29 protein-coding genes are annotated in these 21,495 nt (G+C 41.2%); 1 reads left to right on the plus strand and 28 read right to left on the minus strand.

What is annotated here, in order from left to right:
- Positions 1–36: 36 nt before the first annotated feature.
- Positions 37–876, minus strand: a complete 840-nt coding sequence (locus ACIQCO_RS18885) for a tyrosine-type recombinase/integrase (RefSeq protein WP_400430980.1) — start codon at positions 874–876, stop codon at positions 37–39.
- A gap of 115 nt (positions 877–991) precedes the next feature.
- Between ACIQCO_RS18885 and ACIQCO_RS18890 the strand changes: the two genes are divergently transcribed.
- Positions 992–1,195, plus strand: coding sequence for a helix-turn-helix domain-containing protein (locus ACIQCO_RS18890; RefSeq protein WP_400430983.1), 204 nt, complete (start codon positions 992–994; stop codon positions 1,193–1,195).
- A 663-nt stretch (positions 1,196–1,858) separates the two neighbouring features.
- Here ACIQCO_RS18890 and ACIQCO_RS18895 read toward each other — a convergent pair.
- From ACIQCO_RS18895 to ACIQCO_RS19025, 27 genes are all read right to left on the minus strand, one after another.
- Positions 1,859–2,050 (minus strand): hypothetical protein, encoded by a 192-nt coding sequence (locus ACIQCO_RS18895; RefSeq protein WP_400430986.1) that lies wholly within the window; start codon positions 2,048–2,050, stop codon positions 1,859–1,861.
- 189 nt (positions 2,051–2,239) lie between these two features.
- A complete protein-coding gene (locus ACIQCO_RS18900; protein WP_400430989.1) occupies positions 2,240–2,707 on the minus strand; it encodes a hypothetical protein in 468 nt (155 codons plus the stop codon).
- A 14-nt stretch (positions 2,708–2,721) separates the two neighbouring features.
- Complete coding sequence (locus ACIQCO_RS18905; RefSeq protein WP_400430992.1) at positions 2,722–3,135, minus strand: hypothetical protein; 414 nt, start codon at positions 3,133–3,135, stop codon at positions 2,722–2,724.
- Complete coding sequence (locus ACIQCO_RS18910; RefSeq protein ID WP_400430995.1) at positions 3,126–4,583, minus strand: distal tail protein Dit; 1,458 nt, start codon at positions 4,581–4,583, stop codon at positions 3,126–3,128. Before ACIQCO_RS18910 ends, ACIQCO_RS18905 begins: the two co-directional genes overlap by 10 nt.
- An 11-nt stretch (positions 4,584–4,594) precedes the next feature.
- Positions 4,595–8,014 (minus strand): phage tail tape measure protein, encoded by a 3,420-nt coding sequence (locus ACIQCO_RS18915; RefSeq protein ID WP_400430998.1) that lies wholly within the window; start codon positions 8,012–8,014, stop codon positions 4,595–4,597.
- A 20-nt stretch (positions 8,015–8,034) separates the two neighbouring features.
- The gene (locus tag ACIQCO_RS18920; RefSeq protein ID WP_400431001.1) at positions 8,035–8,247 is read right to left on the minus strand and encodes a hypothetical protein; all 213 of its coding nucleotides are present in this window, start codon (positions 8,245–8,247) and stop codon (positions 8,035–8,037) included.
- A 104-nt stretch (positions 8,248–8,351) separates the two neighbouring features.
- Entirely contained in the window at positions 8,352–8,717 is a 366-nt protein-coding gene (locus ACIQCO_RS18925; RefSeq protein ID WP_400431004.1) for a tail assembly chaperone, read from the minus strand.
- A gap of 68 nt (positions 8,718–8,785) precedes the next feature.
- On the minus strand, positions 8,786–9,229 hold the full coding sequence (locus ACIQCO_RS18930) for a phage major tail protein, TP901-1 family (RefSeq protein WP_400431007.1): 444 nt from the start codon (positions 9,227–9,229) through the stop codon (positions 8,786–8,788).
- Positions 9,230–9,664, minus strand: a complete 435-nt coding sequence (locus ACIQCO_RS18935; protein WP_400431010.1) for a hypothetical protein — start codon at positions 9,662–9,664, stop codon at positions 9,230–9,232.
- Positions 9,665–9,666: 2 nt separating this feature from the next.
- Positions 9,667–10,074 carry a hypothetical protein gene (locus ACIQCO_RS18940; protein ID WP_400431013.1) on the minus strand — a complete coding sequence of 136 codons (408 nt, stop codon included), beginning with the start codon at positions 10,072–10,074 and terminating at the stop codon, positions 9,667–9,669.
- Positions 10,071–10,436, minus strand: a complete 366-nt coding sequence (locus ACIQCO_RS18945) for a hypothetical protein (protein ID WP_400431016.1) — start codon at positions 10,434–10,436, stop codon at positions 10,071–10,073. Before ACIQCO_RS18945 ends, ACIQCO_RS18940 begins: the two co-directional genes overlap by 4 nt.
- 39 nt (positions 10,437–10,475) lie before the next feature.
- A complete protein-coding gene (locus ACIQCO_RS18950; RefSeq protein WP_400431019.1) occupies positions 10,476–11,285 on the minus strand; it encodes a hypothetical protein in 810 nt (269 codons plus the stop codon).
- Complete coding sequence (locus tag ACIQCO_RS18955; protein WP_400431022.1) at positions 11,269–11,619, minus strand: hypothetical protein; 351 nt, start codon at positions 11,617–11,619, stop codon at positions 11,269–11,271. The genes ACIQCO_RS18950 and ACIQCO_RS18955 overlap by 17 nt, the downstream gene beginning before the upstream one ends.
- 15 nt (positions 11,620–11,634) lie before the next feature.
- The gene (locus tag ACIQCO_RS18960; RefSeq protein WP_400431025.1) at positions 11,635–11,889 is read right to left on the minus strand and encodes a hypothetical protein; all 255 of its coding nucleotides are present in this window, start codon (positions 11,887–11,889) and stop codon (positions 11,635–11,637) included.
- 55 nt (positions 11,890–11,944) lie between these two features.
- Positions 11,945–13,072 carry an SU10 major capsid protein gene (locus ACIQCO_RS18965; RefSeq protein WP_400431028.1) on the minus strand — a complete coding sequence of 376 codons (1,128 nt, stop codon included), beginning with the start codon at positions 13,070–13,072 and terminating at the stop codon, positions 11,945–11,947.
- A 21-nt stretch (positions 13,073–13,093) separates the two neighbouring features.
- Positions 13,094–13,861 (minus strand): phage scaffolding protein, encoded by a 768-nt coding sequence (locus tag ACIQCO_RS18970; RefSeq protein WP_400431030.1) that lies wholly within the window; start codon positions 13,859–13,861, stop codon positions 13,094–13,096.
- 127 nt (positions 13,862–13,988) lie between these two features.
- Positions 13,989–14,345, minus strand: coding sequence for an Acb2/Tad1 domain-containing protein (locus tag ACIQCO_RS18975; protein WP_400431033.1), 357 nt, complete (start codon positions 14,343–14,345; stop codon positions 13,989–13,991).
- A 3-nt stretch (positions 14,346–14,348) separates the two neighbouring features.
- Positions 14,349–15,851 (minus strand): phage portal protein, encoded by a 1,503-nt coding sequence (locus ACIQCO_RS18980; RefSeq protein ID WP_400431036.1) that lies wholly within the window; start codon positions 15,849–15,851, stop codon positions 14,349–14,351.
- A gap of 42 nt (positions 15,852–15,893) precedes the next feature.
- Positions 15,894–17,600 (minus strand): phage terminase large subunit, encoded by a 1,707-nt coding sequence (gene terL, locus ACIQCO_RS18985; RefSeq protein ID WP_400431193.1) that lies wholly within the window; start codon positions 17,598–17,600, stop codon positions 15,894–15,896.
- 27 nt (positions 17,601–17,627) lie between these two features.
- Positions 17,628–18,065 carry a phBC6A51 family helix-turn-helix protein gene (locus ACIQCO_RS18990; protein ID WP_400431038.1) on the minus strand — a complete coding sequence of 146 codons (438 nt, stop codon included), beginning with the start codon at positions 18,063–18,065 and terminating at the stop codon, positions 17,628–17,630.
- A gap of 17 nt (positions 18,066–18,082) precedes the next feature.
- Positions 18,083–18,412 (minus strand): BC1881 family protein, encoded by a 330-nt coding sequence (locus tag ACIQCO_RS18995; protein ID WP_400431041.1) that lies wholly within the window; start codon positions 18,410–18,412, stop codon positions 18,083–18,085.
- A gap of 37 nt (positions 18,413–18,449) precedes the next feature.
- Positions 18,450–18,791 (minus strand): hypothetical protein, encoded by a 342-nt coding sequence (locus tag ACIQCO_RS19000; protein WP_400431044.1) that lies wholly within the window; start codon positions 18,789–18,791, stop codon positions 18,450–18,452.
- A gap of 674 nt (positions 18,792–19,465) precedes the next feature.
- The gene (locus ACIQCO_RS19005; protein ID WP_400431047.1) at positions 19,466–19,984 is read right to left on the minus strand and encodes a hypothetical protein; all 519 of its coding nucleotides are present in this window, start codon (positions 19,982–19,984) and stop codon (positions 19,466–19,468) included.
- Between the two features lie 430 nt (positions 19,985–20,414).
- Entirely contained in the window at positions 20,415–20,840 is a 426-nt protein-coding gene (locus tag ACIQCO_RS19010; protein ID WP_400431050.1) for a hypothetical protein, read from the minus strand.
- On the minus strand, positions 20,837–21,025 hold the full coding sequence (locus ACIQCO_RS19015) for a hypothetical protein (protein ID WP_400431052.1): 189 nt from the start codon (positions 21,023–21,025) through the stop codon (positions 20,837–20,839). Before ACIQCO_RS19015 ends, ACIQCO_RS19010 begins: the two co-directional genes overlap by 4 nt.
- Positions 21,022–21,231 carry a hypothetical protein gene (locus ACIQCO_RS19020; RefSeq protein WP_400431055.1) on the minus strand — a complete coding sequence of 70 codons (210 nt, stop codon included), beginning with the start codon at positions 21,229–21,231 and terminating at the stop codon, positions 21,022–21,024. Before ACIQCO_RS19020 ends, ACIQCO_RS19015 begins: the two co-directional genes overlap by 4 nt.
- Positions 21,231–21,410, minus strand: a complete 180-nt coding sequence (locus tag ACIQCO_RS19025) for a hypothetical protein (protein ID WP_400431058.1) — start codon at positions 21,408–21,410, stop codon at positions 21,231–21,233. Before ACIQCO_RS19025 ends, ACIQCO_RS19020 begins: the two co-directional genes overlap by 1 nt.
- Between the last annotated feature and the right edge of the window lie 85 nt (positions 21,411–21,495).

Consider the following 21,495-nt stretch of genomic DNA (forward strand, 5'->3'; position numbering starts at 1 on the left):
CGCCTTTGCATAAAAAAAGAGCCCAAAAGTGGACTCTTAAAAATACTTTGTATATATAGCGCGTCTTTGCTCTCCGCGCATGTTTGCATAAATTTTTGTTGTTGATACACGGGCATGGCCGGCTAAATCACTGACCGCTTCAATGGGTGCGCCTCTGTCAACAAGATGCTGGCAAAAAGTGTGCCGGAACTTGTGAGGATAGATGTTTGTCTCTATCACGCGTTTTGCAATGTCTTTAACCCAACGCCTTAGTGTATCGACTGTTGCTCTTCGTGGATCTCTTAGTGTAACAAACAAAGACTCGCAATCATCTTTTCTACTATCCATGTATTCTTTTAGCCAGAGATAGGTCTTTGTATCAAAATATACTTCGCGCTCTTTGTCGCCTTTTCCAATGACGATGATTGATTTATGCTCCCAGTTGATGTGGTTGCGATTTAATTTGGCTATTTCACCGATTCTACAGCCTGTGGAGTACAATAAATTTATTAATGCTTTTTCTCTTGCTCCCTTGGCAGCTTCACGTATTAATTCAAGCTCTTCTTCTTTGATGTATTTTGGTACCCGTTTTGATTCTTTCGGCTCTTTAATTTTCCAAGCTGGATTCGTATCGATGTACCCTTCCTCGTGTGCCCAGCGAAAAAAACCGCGAATAAATCTTATAAGATGTGCTAAGCTGTTGTTTGTTTTTAGGGTATCTCTTCTTTTTGCAATGTATTTCTTTAAATCTGGTGTAATAATTGATTCAATTTTGATGTCACCCATGTGCCTAATCATTACGTTTATTTGGATTTCGTATTGCTCCAAGGTGTTGGCTGAATAACCTGCTATTTGCTTGTCCGGTAAATAAAGTTCCCATGCTTCTGATATTCTCAAAGTATTTCCTCCTCCTTTTATACGTTTAACGTATTGATTAAATCTAGTATATCGTTATACACTAAACGTATCAATAACTAAAACGCATAAATCTATTAAACAGGAGGAAAGGCCTATGAAAGTAATTTTAAAACTTGATAAGCTTTTGCAAGAGAGAAATATTTCACAGAACGAGTTGTCCAGGCTGACTGGTATCAGGCAACCATCGATCAACGAAATGTGCCGCAATCAAACTATCCGTTTGCCATTAGATAATTTAGCAAAAATCTGTGAAGTCTTGAACTGTAAAATAACCGATGTACTTGAATTAATAAATTAAAAAGGATGAATCTAATGGCGAATTTTTTCACCCAATATTTATTACCTTGGCTAGGAATATTTTTAAGTATTTACCTTATATACTATGCCTTTAAATATCAATTTTCTAAGAAGCCTTTAGAGGACCAACTCTACAAAGCTTATTTACCAATGTTTCTTCTCTTAGAACCAATCTTGTATAAAAATATCCAAGATATAGAAATGAATGAATTAAGAAAAGTATCTGAAGAACTTAATTCGATTGTAAATAATCACTACGAATTAATATCACCGTCAATTGTTCATTGGTCCCGACTTCTAAAAAGAGGAATCGAAAATAAAAGATCTTCTGAATTTTTACAAGAAATATTTAGTGACTTATGTCGTTATATTGATATTGAATTTGAACGAACACGAAGGAAAATGTTCCTACCGACTCGAAACATTTATTATCGGCTCAACAATAACCAATATAGATATAAGCCTAAAATGTATATAGACTTTATTCTTACTTTGATACCACCATTGTTAGGCTTTTTAATATTCAGCTTTCTACTTCTTTCCTTCATGTCATTAATAAGTAGATTCCTGTAGTAATTATTGCTAAAATCACAAATTCTTTAATAGATACTCGGCATAACATGATAATCACCTCCATAGAAATGACCACTCAGAATCGGAGTGGTCATTTTGGTATTTGTGCAGCTAAAGAATTGATTTTTTGTAATCTATCGACCTCATTAATTACTGATTCAGCCAAAGTTTTACCATCAACTTGAATAGAAATGGACAGATCCTCGCCCTCCAACAGTTCTAGGATTCTGTCCATTTTCTTTTCGATTCTGTCTAATTGACTAATTTCACCTGAAACCACCACTTAAATACCCCCCTTTTTTCATTTTCTTATGCAGCTTAAGAACGTCATAAGCGGTATAAAATTAAGGTTGTACTATTGGTGCATAAGAAACAACTTGATTTCCATTTTCATCTATTTGAATATCAATAATTACATATTCATTCCCAAAAATAGTAACAACGTCACCTATTTGCATTTTCATTACCTCCTTTAAGCACTAGTAGTCCATAAATCAATGTAATTAACTGTGTTAGCAGCGGCGGATTTATCTTGAACTAAAATACCGATATAAGGTGCTCCACCCCATTCTCCATACACAAGCCCACCGTTTATATAGCCAGTCGCACCAGTTCCTAAAATACTAGGCCCGTTTAAAAGGGCACTTCCATTTGCATCACAAGCCACTAATGTTACTGCAATTGTTGCATTAGCTTTCCACGCTAAGTGTATTGCTTTTGTTCCTAATCCTAGATTTACTACTATTGATGAAAATCCATTGGCAGCAATGGCTTGGTTTACGGCTACTCTCTGATATGCCGTTTTTCTCCCAATAAGCTGCACATTCATAGCCCCGCCTGAACCTTGTACCGCCTCATGATCATCTATTGTTGGGTTAAAATATTGATTAATTGGCTGGTAATTAACATCTGTCTTTTTAGGTTTTGTATTATAAGGCATGTCATCAACCCCCTTTAATTTGTTTCAATAATCCGCAATGTCTGTGATGACTTTGCAATGGCATAAAGCTTTTGAGTCGATTTAGAAGAAAAGAAAAATTCATCAGCTTGACCTGGAGCATATGGAAATCCAGTTAGAACGGTAACATCAGCAGCAAAACCAATATACACAGCATCAGATCCCGCAACTCGAAACTTTAACCTCCGGCGGCCAGTCAATCCAGCTGTGATTTCTACAACCGTCGTAGCCACCGTCAATGCCGCATGTTTACCGGTCTTCAAGCCTTCAATTTTCGTATGCAATGCACCGTCGGTACCTTCTGTTTCTTCATATTGCAGGGTTCCTTGTTTTTTGTGCTGCGGCAAGAAACCAGGGCTTTCTCCGATAGGTGGGTTTACTTCTCTTTCAAGCCGAAAATCTACAGCCATTTTTCTCTCCACCTCACTCCCGTTTTTTCGATAGCGTCTGCCGGTTCAACAGCTAAGACATTTCCGCCTGGCTGCAATGCGAAATAATCGCCAATAAAGACTTTTTCTTTATTAATAACTTCACCGTTTCTTAAAATTTTAGCTTTTACATGATCAAATTCTATTAGATCACCAGCCCGGGCTACATAAGGGATTTGATTATCTGCAGCGTTATTAATCTTGTAGACTTTAATATCATCGATGTTTTGATTTGTGGCAGGAGTGGTCCCGTATTGCCACAATTGGACCTGCACCTGAGCAATTGGTGCAGTAGCGATTCCTACGCTGTCTCTCCAAGTCGCACCTGCTCGCGTATGCTGTACCCCTTTGCTGTCGATTAGACATACATAGGCAGTCCATACATTGCCGATACGGCTTAGTCGCACCATGCCGTTAAAATTAGCCCACGTACTATCATAAGACCCACGGGTATTGATGATGTCATAGCCGCTTAATACAGTCCCTGCCCGTAACCTAGCCCAGTTTGCTACAGACCCAGCCGAGCGCTTTGTCATTAACATTTTACAGACGAATTTATTACTAGCATCCAGTAAAGCAATCTCTATACTGCCAACTTGACCCGTACTTCCTTGTTGGCGAATAAGTGCGTCCACCTGAAAGTCTTGGATAGTAGAGCCAATTGATGTTTTTTTAGCTGGACCATGCCAGCCAGGGTCAGAACCATAAGCGTCCGTGAAAAAGGAGCGGCCGCTTGTTTTCATTGTTCCGAGATTTTTCCCCTCTTCAACCGATGTGGTATCCGCCCATCCAACAAGCGTGCCCATCTCGTGCCAAAATTTCCGCTCTTCGCGTATAAAAGGCTGCTGGGTGACTTGGGCAGGATTCCCAATCATATTTATACTTTCACCATCACTGACTGCCAAAAATGTCGTATCTTTTGCGACTTCTACTTTTATATTCGGATATGTTTCTTCCGATCCTTCCACATCTAAGTTTGTGATGTCAGTAAACTCAATATATTTTTCAGCCCCGTATTTACAGGGATCAGGACAAACAAAAAATAACGTAGTTTGATAGATACAAGATTTCTCCAATCTATCTGACACGTTACCAAGTTTTCCGTAATAAGTTTTGTCTGTTTCATCAGCAAATACAATAGGGGCTACGTCTTTCTTTTTTAAAATAGCACTTAGCGCATCTACTTTTTTCCGTAAATCAGGGTATGAGTTCCCTTTTAAAGAGATATCTACTTCCAAAATCCGTTCTGGTATTGTTTCATCAGATAAATGACCACCAGGCATTCCTGGTGTTTTAATTAAATCGAGTTCTGAGGACATGATTCCACGCCCTCGAACGTCGTTGACAACAAAATAACTCTTACCATTTTCGTTAAAATATTCTGCCAAATCTACGCCGTTAAATATCATGTTTTCCACGCTAACAAACAACTAATCACCCCCTAACTATCGAAATACTGTGTTCTTTTAGTTTTAAAATCCTGCTGTCTTGTCACCGTTTTTTCTACCATTTTTCCAACGATGCGCGAATCCATTTCAACAATCATGTTTTTCTGTCTGCGAAGTTCCGCAACCACTTCTTTTAAAAGTTGGTTATTTTCACTTGAACTAATATCGACTGATCCATTAATTGCCGAATCAAGAGTGGCGTATGAACCACTTGGAGTTGAGTAAGCCATGGAAACGTTCGGGATATCAGGTGTCATCCATCCAGACATGCGATTCGCTGCAGCTACTACTTTATTCTGCATACCGTCGATGCCTTTAATAATTCCTCCTGGGATGTGCTTAGCAAGAGATATCATTAATCGAGACGGGGACTTAATACTAAAGAAATCAGTAAATCCATTTTTGATTTTCTTGCCAATACCAGTTACAGCATCTTTAACTGCTCCTACCATTGAGCTGATACCTTTGATTAAACCTTGGATGATGTTTTTACCAATTTCCATCAGGTCGATACTTTTCAGGAAATTAACAGCCGAATTCCATCCAGTTTCTATTACACCTTTAATAGAGTCTGTAACCGACTTGACGATAGATTTCATCGCATTAAATTGAGAAGTTATGATATTGACGATTCCAGAAAGCACGGATGAAAATAACGACTTGACAGCGTTCCACGCTGTTTGCGTAGAGCTTTTAATAAATGTCCAGGCTCCGCTAATAATCGTTTTTACGATATTAATAGCACCGACTACGATTGCTTTAATCGCATCCCATACACCGGATAAGATGCTCTTAATACCATTCCACACTGTGCTCCAGTCGCCTTTTATGATGCCTGTTACTACCTGGATGATCCCCATGACAATTTTCATCGCCGCATCGATAATTTGCACGATGACGGGGAAAACAGCCTGGACGATCGTCAAAATAAAACCAATGGCCGGCACCAATACATTTGTAATAATATCCGCAGCTATGTTGATAATCGCAATAACCACAGGTAATACAGCTTGGATAATGGCCAGAATAACTGGGAATACCGCTTGAATGATGGATAACAGCAACGGCAGCACAGTTTGTACAATTTGCAAGATTACTGGAATAATTGCCTGGATTAAACCGATAATAACAGGCATGACTGCTACGATAACAGAAACAATCATCTGGAATACGCTTGCGACTACTTTTAATAGAGTTGGTAGGACTGTAGTGATAATCATTACAATGATTGGTACAATCGTTTTGATTAAGTTGATAATAACCGGTACGACTGTCTTTATGATTGTGAAAATACCCTGAAATACTTGGACGGCGATGTTAAGCAATTGCGGTAAAAAGTCAATATACAAATTAAATACAGTTTTTCCTACCTCTAATAATGAAGGGATCAGTTCAAAAATCGCACCAAGAAGTCCGCCAAATGCTTGTCCTAATTGAGCAAATGTGGGACCTAGTGACGCCAGGCTATCACCGATTACTTTTCCTGTTTGAGCAAATTGAGGAGCTAAATCAACAAACGCTTGTGCAAAAGCATCAATAATTGGCTGGATTGCAGACATCACCGATTCAAATACAGTTTTTAAGCCATTCCAGACGGACGACAAAGCCGCTCGAACACTTTCATTGTCTTTCGACAATTTAAATAAAGTCGCACCGAGTGATACCACGAGTCCTATAATCCATCCAACAGGGCCTGATATCCCCAGAAATCCTAGTGCTAGTCGCGTAACTAATGGAGCCAAGGTTGCAATAACGTTTTCCACAGAAGAAAATGAATCTTTGATATAATCCACTAATTTTCCAACAAAGCCAAATTTCTCGCTCAGCCCGCTAAAGAATGACGATACTGCAGATACAGCTCCGTTAAAAGCATCGGAAAACCACCCGCCAATTGCTATAACCGCAGGTTTTATTTGACTAATCTTTTGTACTGTCCAATCAACAGCTGTACCAAAGGCGGATTTAATCCACTCACCTGTCGCTTTTGTAGCCTTAACGATCCACGCCCAAGAGGAGTCTACCGCGTTTCTAAACCACTCACATTTTTGATATGCAAGAATTAATGCCCCTATTACCAGCATGATAACTGTGACCCATCCACCAGTGACTAGTATTAAACGTAACAATGCACCCGATGTCATCCCAACCATCGTAGCGATTGCACCAAACCCGCTTATAATAGACGGGATAAAACCAATCATAATGAGCATTGGACCTACAACAAGCATAAATGCTGCAGCTAACGCAGAACCAATCGCAATAAAGTTTTTCGTTCTGTCACTTAAACTATTAAACCCATCTACTACTTTATTAATGAATTTAGTCATTGTCCTTAGCATGGGGATAAGCGCGTTACCGATAGAAATTGCCGCGCCTTCAATCGATGATTTAAGCAAGATAAGTTGACCGTTTAAATTGTCTAACATCGTTTTGGCCATCTTGGATGCCGCACCATCAGCATGATGCAAATCATCGGTCATGCTTCTAAGTTTTTCAGAACCAGTCCCCAATAAAATAGCCCAATGCTTATAAGCTTCTGCACCGAATAAAATAGACAATGTGGCCGACCTTTGCTGCATGGTCATTCCTTTTGTACCCTTCTCAATCTCTGCAACTAAATCAGGCATAGATTTCATATTTCCTTGGGCGTCAAAAAAAGCAATGCCTGTTTCTTTTATTACCTTTTGCATTTTTTTTGTTGGTTTCGCTAGACGGGCCATCGAGGACGCAAATGCTTGGCCGGCAATTGAACCTTTCAATCCACTATTAGCCATCGCCATAGACGCAGCAGCTGTTTCCTCCAACGTCCATCCGAGCGCATGAGCTACAGGGGCGCTGTACTTAAGTGCCTCGCCTAACTGCTCCACATTCGTATTCGCATTAGCCTGGGCATAAGCAAACACGTCCGCAGCGTGAGTGGCATCTTTAGCCGAAATCCCAAAGGCTTGCATGGTATCTGATGTGATATCTGCTGCACGTCCTAAATCTAATGATCCTGCCGACGCAAGGTCCAACATCCCTGGCATAGCAGCGATAATATCGTTTGTTTTCCACCCCGCAAGTGCCAAGTATTCCATACCTTCTCCGGCTTGTTTTGCCGTCCATGCCGTTGTCGCTCCAAGCTTTTTAGCTGTAGATGTCAGATTGTCAAAGTCTTTTCCTGTGGCCCCACTGATTGCTTTAACTTTTGACATTTGTTGCTCAAAATCAGCAGCTGTCTTAACGGCCAAACCTAAACCGCCAGCTGTTGCTACCCCAAATCCTGTGACCACTTTTCCGATAGTACCTAAGGCTTGAAATCCTTTTTCTTGTGCACGTGTAAAATTGCCTAATTGACTAGTCGCGTTTCGGAGTCCGCTTGTCAGGTTGGATATATCCGCACCGATACGGACTACTAAACCTGGTATCTCCATGATTTACCTCCTTTCCTCTTTTATTTGAATTCAAACTGTGATAGCCACTCAGCAGCATGTTCCGCTTGTTCAACTTTCTTTTGTAAGTTTGCTTCGGCAATTTCTTCAGCCGGGCGCTTAAATAAATCTGCAGCTTTTGGTCTTTTTGCTCGATGGGCCGATTCACGGATAATAGCAATTCGGGCTTCTTTTTCCATGTCGTCAAATCCACGTTCTCGTTGGGCTTTTAACATGATATTAAATTCGCGAGGTGTAAGAGATAATACTTCACTTGGCCGTAATCCCAAGTACCGCCAACCATCGAATTTAACTTGGTCAATATCAATTTTCTCTTCCTTTAATTCATTAGCATCTTGAACTGTTCCGCTGCTTTCGGATCGCTCTTTAGTAACTTGGCCGCTGTCGTTTTGTAGAAAAAACTCTCCACTACTACCTCATTCGACACTTTTAGCACATAGTCCATATCCAATTTTTCTTCAGCGAAGGCTTTTTCGATTTCCTTCTCTACTACGGCAAAAGAAAAGTTTTGACCAGCGTGGAAAAGCGCAGCATGTACAATTTTTATAAAAGTGTCTAAATCGCCCATCATCGCTCGCCCAATCAATTCCATTGACCCGCCGTCAAACTGCCCATTCAAATGCTTTACACTTTCAAAAGTTAGTTTTAGTTCATACTCTTTTCCATCAATTTCAAAACGTGCCATCTATAAAAACCCCTCTCGGTTTATGCTCAAAATTAAAAAAGCGAGCTAATTATTAGCTCGCCATCTGTTTATGACTGTGCGCCATCTGGAACCTTTGTTAAAGTTTCTTCAGTCGTAACACCATTCAAAGAGCCGCTCAGCGAATATGTTGCAAAATCACCATTTCCAAATGATTTCTCAAAAGAGGAAATCATGTACATGCCGCTTTCAGCTTTCTTAGTACGTGTATCAATTTCGTAAATTTTCACGAATTCTTTATTTCGGATTGCTTTTTTGATGTAGGGAATGAATGGGTCACCCGTTGAAATAACACCTTCAAGAGATACCTCTTGGGTCACCTTTCCGTAATCAGATCCCGTTTTATCCTTTGTATCCAAATCAATTGAATCTGCCGAAATACTAGTAGAACCGCCAGTTTGGTTAAACGGGCGAACGATTGTTGCCTCTCCAGTCGTTTCTGGGGGAATGGACACTGCGAACAATATTTCTTCTCCGCGATATTCAATGCTCATTTATAACCGCCTCCTATTAAATGTCACGTCTACTTCGATATCGAAATACACGCGATGATAACTTGTTTTGTCGCTAAGATCATCAGCCGGCATCGGTACTTCAGCTGATAAGTTTGTATTAAAAAAACCGAGCGATTGGCCCGGCGTATCTGCGTCTAATAATTCAATTTCATCAAATAAAAATATCTGTTTTATCTCTTCCTGCCTTCTCACTCGCTCATTTGCAGAGCTAGCATGCAAACCAACCTGAAAGCGGTAAGTTGTTTGTATAGATTCCCGCTGTTTCGAGATAATTTCATTGTTGTTTTGCATTTGTTCAACCGTGATAAAGGGCTTTACTATTGGAAGTTTAACCCCATCGTAAACCCAAATAGCTGGGATGCCTACTTTTGTCTGTAGATGAGATTTTAAAGAGCGCTGCAAATTTAATTGCATCCTTACCGCCGCCCCATCTGACCTAGACGTTCTCTGATTTTTTCTCGATACGCCTCTCGGTTATTCCAAACAGCTTTGCGGACAAATCCTTTTTTGCTTCGATGCTCGTATTCCTGCTTCAGCGCATAAGGTAGGTCGGAGCCAAAAGACCAAACGGCAGTCGTGGCTTTACCAAATAAAATCCATGATTTCGTTTTCGCCCCAAAGCCTCCCTCTTTCCTTACACTAGACGGAAAAGAGTTGGCTAGTTTTCCAGTTTTTCGCGGCGCTCCTATGGCTGATTCGTTTGCCATTTTTCTTGTATAAGCTTCCGTGATACGGTCGATGTCCGTTACAACTGGTCCAGGGTCCAGCGCTTGTAAAAGTTCATCGAGTCCGTCTACCTTAACGCTAAACGTTCGATTGCTCACGTAATCAACCTCCCAACAAACTCAGCACGATTTCTTTTACCTATGCCTTTTTTGTCTTTGGATTGCACTTCATATTTTTTACCATCATAAATTGCACCAGTAATGTTTTCGTAAATATCAGCTAGTTCCTCAATAGCCACACTAAACCAGATATCCCCTTTTTCGACCTCGATACCGTTTGATAAATAACGGTCAATTTTCGCTTGAGACGAAATTTCAGTGACTACGCCGGATGTTGGTTTTTCTTTTTCCCCTCCACCAATGACTTCATCAGTAATAGGATCCTTTACACCTTCGCCTTCGTAAACCAGCGTGATAGGAGACTCACGGTTCGAAACCATTTCCTTACGTGTTTCTTTCATAAAATCGATATCAGATTGCGTTAGCAGGGTAATCACCTCCTAGAGATATCTTTCGTCCAGTTCATATGTTAAAAAACCTGTGCAACTCACGTGCATATTATAAATTTCATGATCAGACGGTGGGTAAAGTCCTGCCCCCATACCGTACCTATCTAGTTGTTCTAACTGAGTACATCGGTGCTCTGGACGATTCGCCACGCCGCGATGGACCCGTAAGGCTGTTACCACATCACTTCGACTGGCATTCATAGCAGTAGCCGTGCGGTAGGCTGTATTGCCTTCCGTTACTACCAGTCTTTTAATCTTCCAGGTCTCGTTATCGTGGACACGACGTATATTCGCTATCATGGTACTGACAGATTCGCCTTTTAAGATATCGGTGCGCAATACTTTTGATAGATTGTCTCTCATATCGCCGCTAAGCCGCCAAACACGGTCAGATAAAACAAGACCGTCCTCACCAAACCGTTTCACGACGTACTCAAAAATATCACGGTTTAAGCGTTCCATTTGGGCAACAGCTTTCGCGCCAATAGCCGCTAACCCTGTATTAATGCCTGTCGTAGCACATGCCGCTGAATCTCTAATAATAGAGTCCATTGCTGTAGTGCCGTATTGACGGATTAGGTCCTCAACTTCGTCCAATTCACGAAGCAAACGGGACATGCGTTGTTTTTGAATCGTACCGTCTTTACCGGCGTAATCAGACAGCATATCTGCCAAATCGCCGCGCACTCTCGAAATTTCCTTAATTGCAAAGGCGATTTGTTCCTTGTTTAACTTTTTATAACCTACGGATAGCTTTTTAAAAATATCGTCAAGTTTCTGCTGATTATTCATGGTATTCATCTGCCCTGGCTACATGGGATTGACTAGCGCCGGATCTTCCACGGACCTGCTTCCGGTATTGTTTTCGAGCCTCTTTTGCGAGCTTCATATAATTCGAAAAGATATTCGATTTATCCACCGATTCCTCGCCGTCTGTGAATTTAAAATAATGAGCAGCACTACAAGCTATAGTTTCATAAGAGATGGCCAGCGCAAGGTAAAACACCGCATTTTCATTTTCTGCTTCAGTAATACCTGATTCGGCCTCTGCTTCTTTAACCCAGGTGCTAATGTCCGCAGCTATGACGCCAGGTACTCTACTTAAACGGTTTTCCAGTCGGTCGGATACCGCCATTAGGCGTCACCTCCGTTATTTTTCTGTTTCTTTATCCTTAGGATTTTCTTTTACTTTTGGTTTATCCTTAGGGATATCCTTTACTATTGCTTCGGGTTCTTCCTTGGATTCTTCAACCGGCTTATCTAATCTCTCGATAAAAGGGTGGCAGCCGTCCAAATAGGTGATTTCACCCTCATTGTCCGTTTCATAAGCACCTTCCAGGTTAAATTGTACGTGGATTTCTGGTCGGTGAAGTTCGTAGTTTGGTAGTGTTTTATATTTGGCCAAGTTTGCAGTCTCCTTTCATCAAAAGAAAAAGCGAGCACTAAGGCTCGCCCTGTCATTAGGAAATTGTTTTAGAAATTTTAGAAAGAACCGCGACACATTCCTTCGCATTTTTAACTTCGTACCCAAGTTCAGCACGAACCACCCGAGAGAAGTAATCTCCGCCGGCCAAAGTAGCATCTTGGTCGTATGCTTCAGTTAAATAACGTGCTTTAATTTTATCAACATCAAGTAAAAGCGCACGATCCTTAGGCATGTTCTGATCCACAACTACACTGGAAATAGCTCCACCTGGCATGTCAGAAACGAATGAAAGGATTTGGTGACCTGTTTGAGTCTCACCGCGACTTGTTTGAATAGTATTACCAGCTAACTTAGTAATCTGACGTGCTTGGTTTGGTGCGCATAGGATAGTGTTAACAGAACCGCCGCGAGTAAATACTGCTTCAACTGCATCATTTAAACCTTTAGCGCTGATTTCAGCATCCGCAAAATCTTTGTTGAATGAACCTTGCTCATTTGCGAACGCGAACAAACCACCAGTAGTACGAGGCTGTGAACCTGAACCAACATATTTGCGGCCATAAATCAGTGAGTTATTTTGCTCCCGAACCATTTCCTGTAATCGTAGGTTAACCTGGTAATCGAGCTCGTCCTCTACGCCGTATGTGTTAACTTGTTGCTGGGTACGAGACACTGCAGCGTAGCGAGAGAAAATCTGAGAGTAGTTAAATGACACTAGACGGTCATTGATCTCATTCTTTCGGAAAGTATCTTCCCCTTCTGGACGTGGCCGTGCAATAACCTTTAATTCAGCATCTGCAGCGATTGCCTCCGGAGTAGTTGTATCAAACCCACGGGTAACAGTAATCTTATCAGTCGCTTCATCAACGGCAGAAACACGTAATACCTCAAGGCCATTTTGAACCAAAGCGTTCACAGTAAACTTACGAGCCTCACCTGTTTTTAAAGTGATGCTGGTATCTGCAGCTAAAGCAGCCGTCTTAACTACTCCCATATCACTGTTAAGGTAATCATTCTGCCATTCGAATTTTGTTTGCATTAAAGCGTCTCCAGTACCGATTAAACCAAAAAGGACCGGTGCCTTTGCTAAAATCAAATCAACATTTGCCTGCATTTGACGAATTTGTTGTTGAAATTCATACGTTAATTGTACTTGTCCCATAGATAAACACTCCTAAAATTTTTATTTTTTCTTTCGTAATTCCAAAATCTCGTTAAATAGTTTGGTAACTTTTCCTGCCAATCTAGGATTCTTTAAAGCTTGTTCTTTCAGGTCCGCGAGCTCTTTTTCCTTCACAGTTAACTCATTCGGATTCGGATGCTTCGCAGGATTTCCCCCGCCACCTGCATCCGCACCAATTGCCGCTTTAAACATCCAAGGTTTCGTCTCCTTCAAGGCTTTTACGGCCTCTTCCACCCCTTTGACATCTCCCTCATCGTCAATTTCGATAGATGACTTATCAAGGAGTGCCAAGACATCGGTTGGATCATTAGCATTAAGCGCGCGGGCGATACTTTTAATCTCCGTATTTAAAATACGTTGATTAGCTGCTTCTTGGGCCTTTTTTACTTTTTCTTCCGCATCTAACGCTTTTTTATCAGCCTCTTCTTTTTCCAACTTAAGCCGCTCCGCTTCATCCATTTGTGACTTTTTACGGTCTGCTTCCGCCTTCTCAAGCTCTTCTAACTTTTTAGCCTTTTCGTCATAGTCTGCGAACTTCTTTTTTTCGCGGGCTAAACGATCAGCGACAATCTTGTCGAGCTCTTCCTGCGTAAATGTTTTTCCTGGTGGGTCTGCAGGCGGTGGATCAGCTGGTGGGTCGTTTGGATCTTCGGCAAAAAGCTGTAAATCCAAAGGCAACAGAAATGGTGACTTTTTCTTTTCTACAACCTCTTTTTCTTTGGAAAAGAGTAACCAAATACTCATAAAATACGATTTTATTAGCTTCATAACTTCCTCCCACGTTTTTAGTCCGAGTAGACTATTAGATTACTAAGCCGATAGTTTTTCGTCATATCGTAGGACATTATTCGGAACCATTAGAAAAGGCCCAACGACTGTCACGTTAGGCCCGGATTTATTTTATATGAGTACCTTCTACTCCCCGATTTTCTCTGCCCATTGTTCGTTTACGCAACCATAATAAAGCTTCTTCGATTTTAGTAATCGCTAGTGCATTTTCACGACAACGAAATTCACTATTCTGGAAACCTTCAAGTCGGGTTAATACCATAACGAGCAAATCCTCATTAGCGACTCCATTCACGCCGTTTTCTTTGATTGGGCCGCATTGGAAATCAATGTGGGAAAGAATATTCCCTTCATGATCTTGCACACTAAAATTATGAGGTGCGTTGAATAAAATTTTGTCCTGGTTCTCGTGAAAAACCTTAGTATATTTGTTAGTTAATAAATCGTGTTTAACTTCTGTCATTTCTTAACCGCCTCCAGTATTGTTATACGGATCCTGCGACTGCCGCATTAAATTTCGCTCCGCGATAATCTCCATGAGCTTGGCCTCGGCATTCTCTTTTCCAGAACGGGTAATCGCGCCCTTAATTGATTCAATTTGAGTAGCGATTTCCTCACCCAATTGCTCGACTAATGCTTTTTGGTCCTGTGGCAGCGGTAACCCAAAAATGATTTTGCTGTAATAATAATTGTCTACTTGAGCAAGCCACTCTTTGTCGTATTTAAAGCGTGGGTGCTCCTGGCGTGCTTTCATATAACGCAAAATATACTCGTTCAACGTCTGTAAACGAGATTGCCAGATAATCCAGGACCGCTGAGTTTTAGAGATAATAGTTGAGAATAATAGCTTCAATGCCATATCATTAATCCCACCAGTTTTCATATCACTGGTATTAACGACAGGTACTTCACTAATCTCATGCAGCGCCTCATACATACGGTCCAAATAAGCCTCAATGGTTTCCTTAAACTTAAAGCCACTTTCCAGCTTTTTAGCTTCTGGATTGTTGCCATCATCGCCGTCACCAAGGTTCCATTTAGCTGATGGGCTAATTCGTAAAGGGTTTTTCGGGTCCTCGTCTACATTCATTAAAAGCGTTATAGCAAACATCTCAAACCTTAAAGCATCCGAATAATCACTCATTTTCCGGTCAATCTCATCCGCTATATTGATCATTTTCTCCAACTCGGAAAAACCGTGTAAATCACCAGATAACTTTTCCGTAGGAATGGGAATCACAGGGATAAAATCAAGCCCCATCGATGAGCGTTCTACTATACTATCCACAACTTTTAACCCGGAGTCATAAACTGCTTCCTCGATTTCGCAATCATAAGCACCAGTTTCCTCATCGCCCTTCCAAACCAGGTAGTATGAGAGTTTCCACAACTTCGTTCCTTCTTCGTCTAACCAAGCAGAAAAATGGATAGCGTCCAGCTGATCCGTATCCCACTCATTGTAGATGGGAATGACCTCGTAGGAAGGGTGCCACAATATTTTTAATTCGCCGCGCCGCTTATCGTAATGTAAACGCGCATACACGCCAGTCCGAGAAATAGACCGGTCTTTTGCTGCGGCTAATAACTTTTCGTGCATCCGATTGTCATCCCATACCCATTGTATGAGGCGCTCCTTTGCTTTCGCCCGACTGTTTTCTGTTTGTTGTTTAGTGGAGGGCTCATACTCAGGTAACAACATGAGCGATGGGTCATCTAAAACGTCCGGAGCAACGGCGACTTTCGGCTCTTTTTCGAATTGCCATGCAGCTATCGTGTCAACTAATCTTCGTAAATAATTGATGTTTAATTGTGTCGGCTCATAGTCCAGGTCTTTCGGTTTTTCATAGCCTGTCCACACATTAAGTGAGCCTTCATAACGTTTATAAAGCTGTATTTCTTCAACAATTCGCTGGTATTCGTTATAACCAAACGCTATCTGCAAGGGTTGTTCAAAAACAAAGGGGTTCATTAAATTTCTGTCAGCTAAAACGATGGTAATCCCCTCCTTTCTCTAGTTTGCATATCTATAGGATCCGGCGTTACCGGCTTTTCGTTTCTTCCTTCCACCGGCAATAGAAAAAGCCATCTGCAAAGCATCTGGCCCGTCATCGTGATTATGGTTCGGATACAGCTCAAACATTTCGAGTAATAAAAGCTGACTTTTTTTAAATCGTATTTTCCCACTTTGAATATCAGGCAAAAGAGATTCAATCCGAAGCGCTTTTCGTGTTCGCTGCTTAATTTGTTTAAGTCTAGTTTTCGATGGGTAGCCTTCTTTCTGTAGCGCTTCCTCTAACTTTTCTGCCCACCACTCCTGAGCTTGCTGCGCTTCAACAGCCATACCCTCATATTGATATTTAAGAGTCAATTCCACTGATTTTTCTAGTAACCTATCAGGATGTACCCGCTCAATAAAGGCATCAACCACATAACAGATTTGCGTTTTTCGATTTCTGGCCAACGTGATAATCGCACCGTAGTCGCCTTTTTCTTTCCCCATCGCAAAGTCAATTCCGCAGAAATGGTCAAATTCTTTTCCCTCTAAATCTGAATCGACGTAATAAACTATTTGCTCCGGCTTAAATACCTGGGACTCCTCATCGATAGGGTTACCTTGATATTCCTGATTAAATGCCCGGGTACCCATATCCTCTCGTTTTTCCATAAAGTATTTATACGAGTAACGTTGCGGCCATAATACTTTCGTGTCTTTAAGCATCTCTTCTTCGTTTTCTGCATAAAAAGCATCAGCTCGTTCTCTCGAATCTTCACGATCTTCGTTGTACAGCTGTCGCCATTCTTCCCAAAGGTCTCCGCGTTCCGCCCAGGACAAAATAGCTGGAAACTTCCGCGACGTAAAATCTTTACGCTTGGTTAAAACGTGATTTAAAAGCGAATCGTAATGGACGATGGTACCCATATAAATGCACGTACCGCCAAAGCCTAAAGCTTCCAGCATTTCCGACCGAAACCAATGTAAATTCTTTTTTCGCATTTCCGGAGTGCCTGTATTTTCGCCAGATTCTAAATCATCGAGCAAAAACAGATCAGGTCTATAGGATAAATGCCGCAGGCCCCGCATCTGGGTGCCTGTTCCTTTGCCCTCTACTTTTGTGCCAGTTGATGTAATGAATTCGTATTTATTATCGACTTCATTCATCGCAGGCCGTGGATGCAATAATGGACCGAAATCATCTCGAAGTTTTTGATTAAACTTCAGCTGATTTACAGTCCATTTAATAAAGTCCCCCGCTACGTCGGTAGTCTCTGAAACCTCTACAATATATTTTTTATGTCTGAATACGACTTCCTTACACAAATAAGCATTAGAAAGATACGCTGTTTTCGCGTGATTCCGCCCCACTGACCAGCCTACGTTTGTATCAATCGTCCCTCTCGAAATTTCATCAAGGAGCCCGCAAAGTTCCTGATGAAACTCCGCAGCACCCTCTAATGTTTGCCCCGCAGGTATCAAGTTCGATTCATTCTCCGGGTTTCGGTCATCACTAAAATACTCATACGTCATATAAAGCGTATCAAACTCCGCTCGATGTACCCGTTTTAGCTTTTCCAGCAATTCCAAATTAAGTTCCAGCTGATCAAGGTCGAAATTTGTAGCATCTGGACCCGCTATTACTTTCTGAAGTAATTTATTCTCCTCTTCTAGATCATCGATGCGCTGTTGTCGCGCAGGTCGGTCGAGCCAGGTACCATCCACATACGCCAAAACAGCGCACCTCCTTTTTTAGACATCAGTGGCATCGCCATTAGACCCCAGACGCTCCAACAAAGCCGCTTTCCTATCTTCAAACGATACTTCTGAGCGCTTATCATTAATCGTAACCTCACTCTTGTCGTTCAATTCGCCCATACGCTTCAGGTATAATTCGATACCCTTCATCGAGCCGTTTCTGATGCCTTCTACCAATTTTGAGAAGACCAACGGCAGCTGGGAGTCAATAAAACCTGAGGCAAGATGGTTTTTATACGCGATAAAATTCTCGTCTTGCGTATCCCATCGATGGAGCTGCATACGAGTGACGCCTACTTCTTCAGCAATCTGATCTTTTGTTTTTTGCCGTTCTTTCCTCGGTGTAAACTCATATTCCACTAACAAAAGCGCCGCTTGCCGTTGCCCTGGCTTAAAATAACGTTCGTCAAATTTGAAACGTGGATTTACCATTATCCACCGCTCCTTTCTTAATCTGTGTTAACAATTATCTTTGCAGGTCCTTCTATCACAAAAGCGCCGCCTTCATAACTGTTGTCGATTCGAATTTCCGCAGTACCTCCGTGCGCATCGATAACATATCCTTTTACACCTGCACGTTTTGCCAACTCTTCATGCAATTCCGCAGTTGTAAAAAGGCTAATCAATCTGGTTTCTTGCAATGATCTTGTTAATGTATCTAGCCCTTTGATTACCCCATTTGTTTCACGCTTCAATGCTTTTAGCCCTTTTAAGGCATCCGATACATCAACGTCTACCTTTACACTTAAACCTTTGTTCGACTCGCGCTTATCTGCCATGTCACAACATCTCCCTTTCCCAAAATAAAAAGCACCCTTATTCGGATGCCACCAATGTTTTTAATCCGTCCATTCTTACCTTCAACTCGGACTTCATTTTTTCTAAAACCACGTACTGATCATCGATAGCTTTTTTGTACACTTCTTCCGACAAGCCAGTATAGCTTTTCTTTTTTATCTGCTCGTGGAATCGTTTGATTTCCTTCTGCATTTTCCGGGCTTGCTTATCTGTTACGAAAGAAATGTATTTGTGCCCGCAATTCGTGCAGCGAAAATACGTTTCGATGACGTAGCCTTTAAATCTATGGGCTGGATGCTCGAATTCTCGTAAATGGATCGTAAACTCTTTTTCGCATTCGTCACAGGTAACTCGTGTCACTATTTTCGCAGCTCCTTTCTAGTAAAACGCCCCCGAGGTTAAAAATTTTGGTAGAAATGTTCCGGTACCAGGAGAGTCAAAATATGTCGAAAACCGCCCCGGGGGTAATTGTCAGAATATTTTATGATTTAGAAACAATTAGGACGCATGTTTATTCATTGTTTTTGCATGGTATTTTTGCATAAAGATGTATATTGTATTCAACATAATTACGTAAAATAAATCTTTTCTGCAATTATGTCAATACACAAACGTTGATATGACAGCGTTTGTTCATTACGAAATATTATCTGTTATGCAACTTCTTATACACCGTTGATACGGCAGCGTTCCTTTACCCAGTTGCGGTGTTATTTCCCAGCTTTCTTGCATATGCTTCGATACACGAAACATCTATATCTTGCATAGAAAATGTATAGGCAACTCGTCCCACTGATCCAGACCCCCGAAATTTAGGACCTCTCTCCATGGTGAACGCAGAAGTTGATAGGATTGTAACGTTTAATTTTATAGTATGCCTAGTATCTACCTAATTATATAAGGGCTTTTTTACGTCGTTACAACACAAAAACCCCCTTCTATCTTTTGGTAGAAAGGGGGTTTTCATAGTATCTCACACTATCATTATAACTCTTTTATATAGACTTGTATCTGACATCTTTTTGACATGGAACCTAGTCGATAAAACGGATGCCATCCACCCCGAAAACCAATGACGTTAAGGCTTTGACAGCTTCCTTAATATCTCGGTGAACTGTGCGAGTTACGACGTTATGACATTTTGCTATATCTTCGACGGTCAGTTTGTCTTGGCCGATGTACAGTTGGTAGATGGTTTGACACTGCCTTATTTCCTCTTGGCGACCAGATTCTGCTGAAATAATCTCGTAAACTCTAAGCATTTTGTCAATGAATTTTACCATAGCCAGAGTTCGCCGCTTACTTCTTTTGATAGCTTCTACAGCCAGCTCATCTACGTCTAATTCAACAATTAACTCGTCATCACTTAATTCTAACTCGGCCTCTACATTCTTGCAGTGGGAAACGAAGGAACGATAATTCCGCAACAGTAGTTTAGTATTCCGGATACGACGATCGCGCCTTACTTTTTGCTCCTTTTTCTTTTCTTCTTCCAGGTAATCGAATGCTACTTTCACGGCTGTTTCGGCAGCCACTTTTGCAATGTTCTCCATTAGCTTAGGATTTCCTTTAGACATAAAAACTCCTTTCCCAGCCTTTTAGAAAAACTCCTTACATTAGTATTAATAAATACTATATATAACTATATAAATAATAATATTATATATAATATAAATAATATATAAGGTATATAAATCTTTCAGGGGGTATTGCTTTCTCTTTTCAGGCTGTAATCATTTTTTATCCTTAGTTACCCCTACCTTTAAAAAATGCCTTTATATATTTTTTCTCGCTTTACCACAAGCGGATAACCGCTGTAAACTTCCGTATTTCGTCATTTTCACTCGTTTTAGCTGATTTTCATTTCGTTAGTTCCCTAGTAAATTAAGAAAAACAAACTTCGATTTTCTCCCGTTTACTCTGTTTTTCTCCGTTTCTCATTTTCTACCGTACTTCGAATCTAGTTTTTCGCCTCCCATTTAATCATGTGTTACCTCCTACTAAGCGTCCCCCTACTGGCACGGTAACCGCGAGATCCACCGGCCAATGATACTGATACACTCTTCCCTGAACCGTTCCGCGCTTAATGCCGTTCCCTTCCGCGATGAGATAATCGTTTTCTGTAATCTTGGCTTTTCTTTCGTATTTACCTGGCAAGGCACTTGGAAATGCAACAGCCTCATCTGGACGCATCCCTTTTTTAATACGTCGGTAAAACGTAGCCATAGAAATCCCTGCTTTCTTGCACGGATCCTTATATTTCGAAAACAATTTTTTGTAAGACGTTACAGGCTTTGTAACAGCGTCCTCCACTTTCCAGCCGTTTGTGTAAAATCGTTGGTAGGCGAGTTTTCGGCTGATTCCATTGGATTCTGCTTTTCGGTAATCTTCTTCGGTCAAGTAGTTCATACGTCGACCCCTTTCTTCTTTAGAAAGTTTTTCGATACGTCGGTTAACTCGTAGGTGAAGGGTGTTTCGCCTTTCTTGATAAAACCCGCCTTTAACAACTGTGCCATCCATTCGTCTAGCTGGGTGCCGCTAATTGTACCACCAGCTGCGGCGATCGCTCTAAGAAGCGCTTCACTGCCTTTCATACGTCGTTTACAGTCTTTTTTACGTCGTTTTTTGTTGCCGACGTATTCAGGGCAAAGTCATATTTATAATGGCTTTTTCCGTGAAACGCCACACGCAGCAAGCCTTTCCCTTCCATTTCCGTTAATTTATTTATAAAGAACATGGAGGAGACTTTCCCGCCTTCTGCTTTGATGATTTGCGTAATGAGCGCTTCCGTTTTATTCATTACGCGCTGCCTTCCTTGCACTTAGTTACCGTGATAGGATCTATAACAGCCAGGCATTTATAACCACGTAGAGACAATTTCAGTTTTTTTAGTTGAGCCCTTTTTACGTTATCTGGAGTCACGACAATTTTCACCTCATCACCCGTTTTAGGGTGCCTGTACATATACCATTTTTCCATGAGATCACTTCCTTTTCTTAGGTCGGTATTGAATCGCTTTATATTTGGCGAGATAAGCTAGATACATGGCGTTAAACCCTTTTAC

The organism is Neobacillus sp. NPDC093127 (genome assembly GCF_044754175.1).
In the GTDB taxonomy this organism is placed as follows: Bacteria; Bacillota; Bacilli; order Bacillales; family Cytobacillaceae; genus Neobacillus.

Coding starts and splice junctions, on each gene's coding strand:
- ACIQCO_RS18890 (WP_400430983.1), top strand. CDS start 992: ATGAAAGTAATTTTAAAACTTGATAAGCTTTTGCAAGAGAGAAATATT.
- ACIQCO_RS18900 (WP_400430989.1), bottom strand. CDS start 2,707: ATGCCTTATAATACAAAACCTAAAAAGACAGATGTTAATTACCAGCCA.
- ACIQCO_RS18905 (WP_400430992.1), bottom strand. CDS start 3,135: ATGGCTGTAGATTTTCGGCTTGAAAGAGAAGTAAACCCACCTATCGGA.
- ACIQCO_RS18915 (WP_400430998.1), bottom strand. CDS start 8,014: ATGGAGATACCAGGTTTAGTAGTCCGTATCGGTGCGGATATATCCAAC.
- ACIQCO_RS18920 (WP_400431001.1), bottom strand. CDS start 8,247: ATGTTAAAAGCCCAACGAGAACGTGGATTTGACGACATGGAAAAAGAA.
- ACIQCO_RS18925 (WP_400431004.1), bottom strand. CDS start 8,717: ATGGCACGTTTTGAAATTGATGGAAAAGAGTATGAACTAAAACTAACT.
- ACIQCO_RS18930 (WP_400431007.1), bottom strand. CDS start 9,229: ATGAGCATTGAATATCGCGGAGAAGAAATATTGTTCGCAGTGTCCATT.
- ACIQCO_RS18935 (WP_400431010.1), bottom strand. CDS start 9,664: ATGCAATTAAATTTGCAGCGCTCTTTAAAATCTCATCTACAGACAAAA.
- ACIQCO_RS18945 (WP_400431016.1), bottom strand. CDS start 10,436: ATGAAAGAAACACGTAAGGAAATGGTTTCGAACCGTGAGTCTCCTATC.
- ACIQCO_RS18950 (WP_400431019.1), bottom strand. CDS start 11,285: ATGAATACCATGAATAATCAGCAGAAACTTGACGATATTTTTAAAAAG.
- ACIQCO_RS18955 (WP_400431022.1), bottom strand. CDS start 11,619: ATGGCGGTATCCGACCGACTGGAAAACCGTTTAAGTAGAGTACCTGGC.
- ACIQCO_RS18965 (WP_400431028.1), bottom strand. CDS start 13,072: ATGGGACAAGTACAATTAACGTATGAATTTCAACAACAAATTCGTCAA.
- ACIQCO_RS18970 (WP_400431030.1), bottom strand. CDS start 13,861: ATGAAGCTAATAAAATCGTATTTTATGAGTATTTGGTTACTCTTTTCC.
- ACIQCO_RS18975 (WP_400431033.1), bottom strand. CDS start 14,345: ATGACAGAAGTTAAACACGATTTATTAACTAACAAATATACTAAGGTT.
- ACIQCO_RS18980 (WP_400431036.1), bottom strand. CDS start 15,851: ATGAACCCCTTTGTTTTTGAACAACCCTTGCAGATAGCGTTTGGTTAT.
- ACIQCO_RS18990 (WP_400431038.1), bottom strand. CDS start 18,065: ATGGTAAATCCACGTTTCAAATTTGACGAACGTTATTTTAAGCCAGGG.
- ACIQCO_RS18995 (WP_400431041.1), bottom strand. CDS start 18,412: ATGGCAGATAAGCGCGAGTCGAACAAAGGTTTAAGTGTAAAGGTAGAC.
- ACIQCO_RS19005 (WP_400431047.1), bottom strand. CDS start 19,984: ATGGAGAACATTGCAAAAGTGGCTGCCGAAACAGCCGTGAAAGTAGCA.
- ACIQCO_RS19010 (WP_400431050.1), bottom strand. CDS start 20,840: ATGAACTACTTGACCGAAGAAGATTACCGAAAAGCAGAATCCAATGGA.
- ACIQCO_RS19015 (WP_400431052.1), bottom strand. CDS start 21,025: ATGAAAGGCAGTGAAGCGCTTCTTAGAGCGATCGCCGCAGCTGGTGGT.
- ACIQCO_RS19020 (WP_400431055.1), bottom strand. CDS start 21,231: ATGAATAAAACGGAAGCGCTCATTACGCAAATCATCAAAGCAGAAGGC.
- ACIQCO_RS19025 (WP_400431058.1), bottom strand. CDS start 21,410: ATGGAAAAATGGTATATGTACAGGCACCCTAAAACGGGTGATGAGGTG.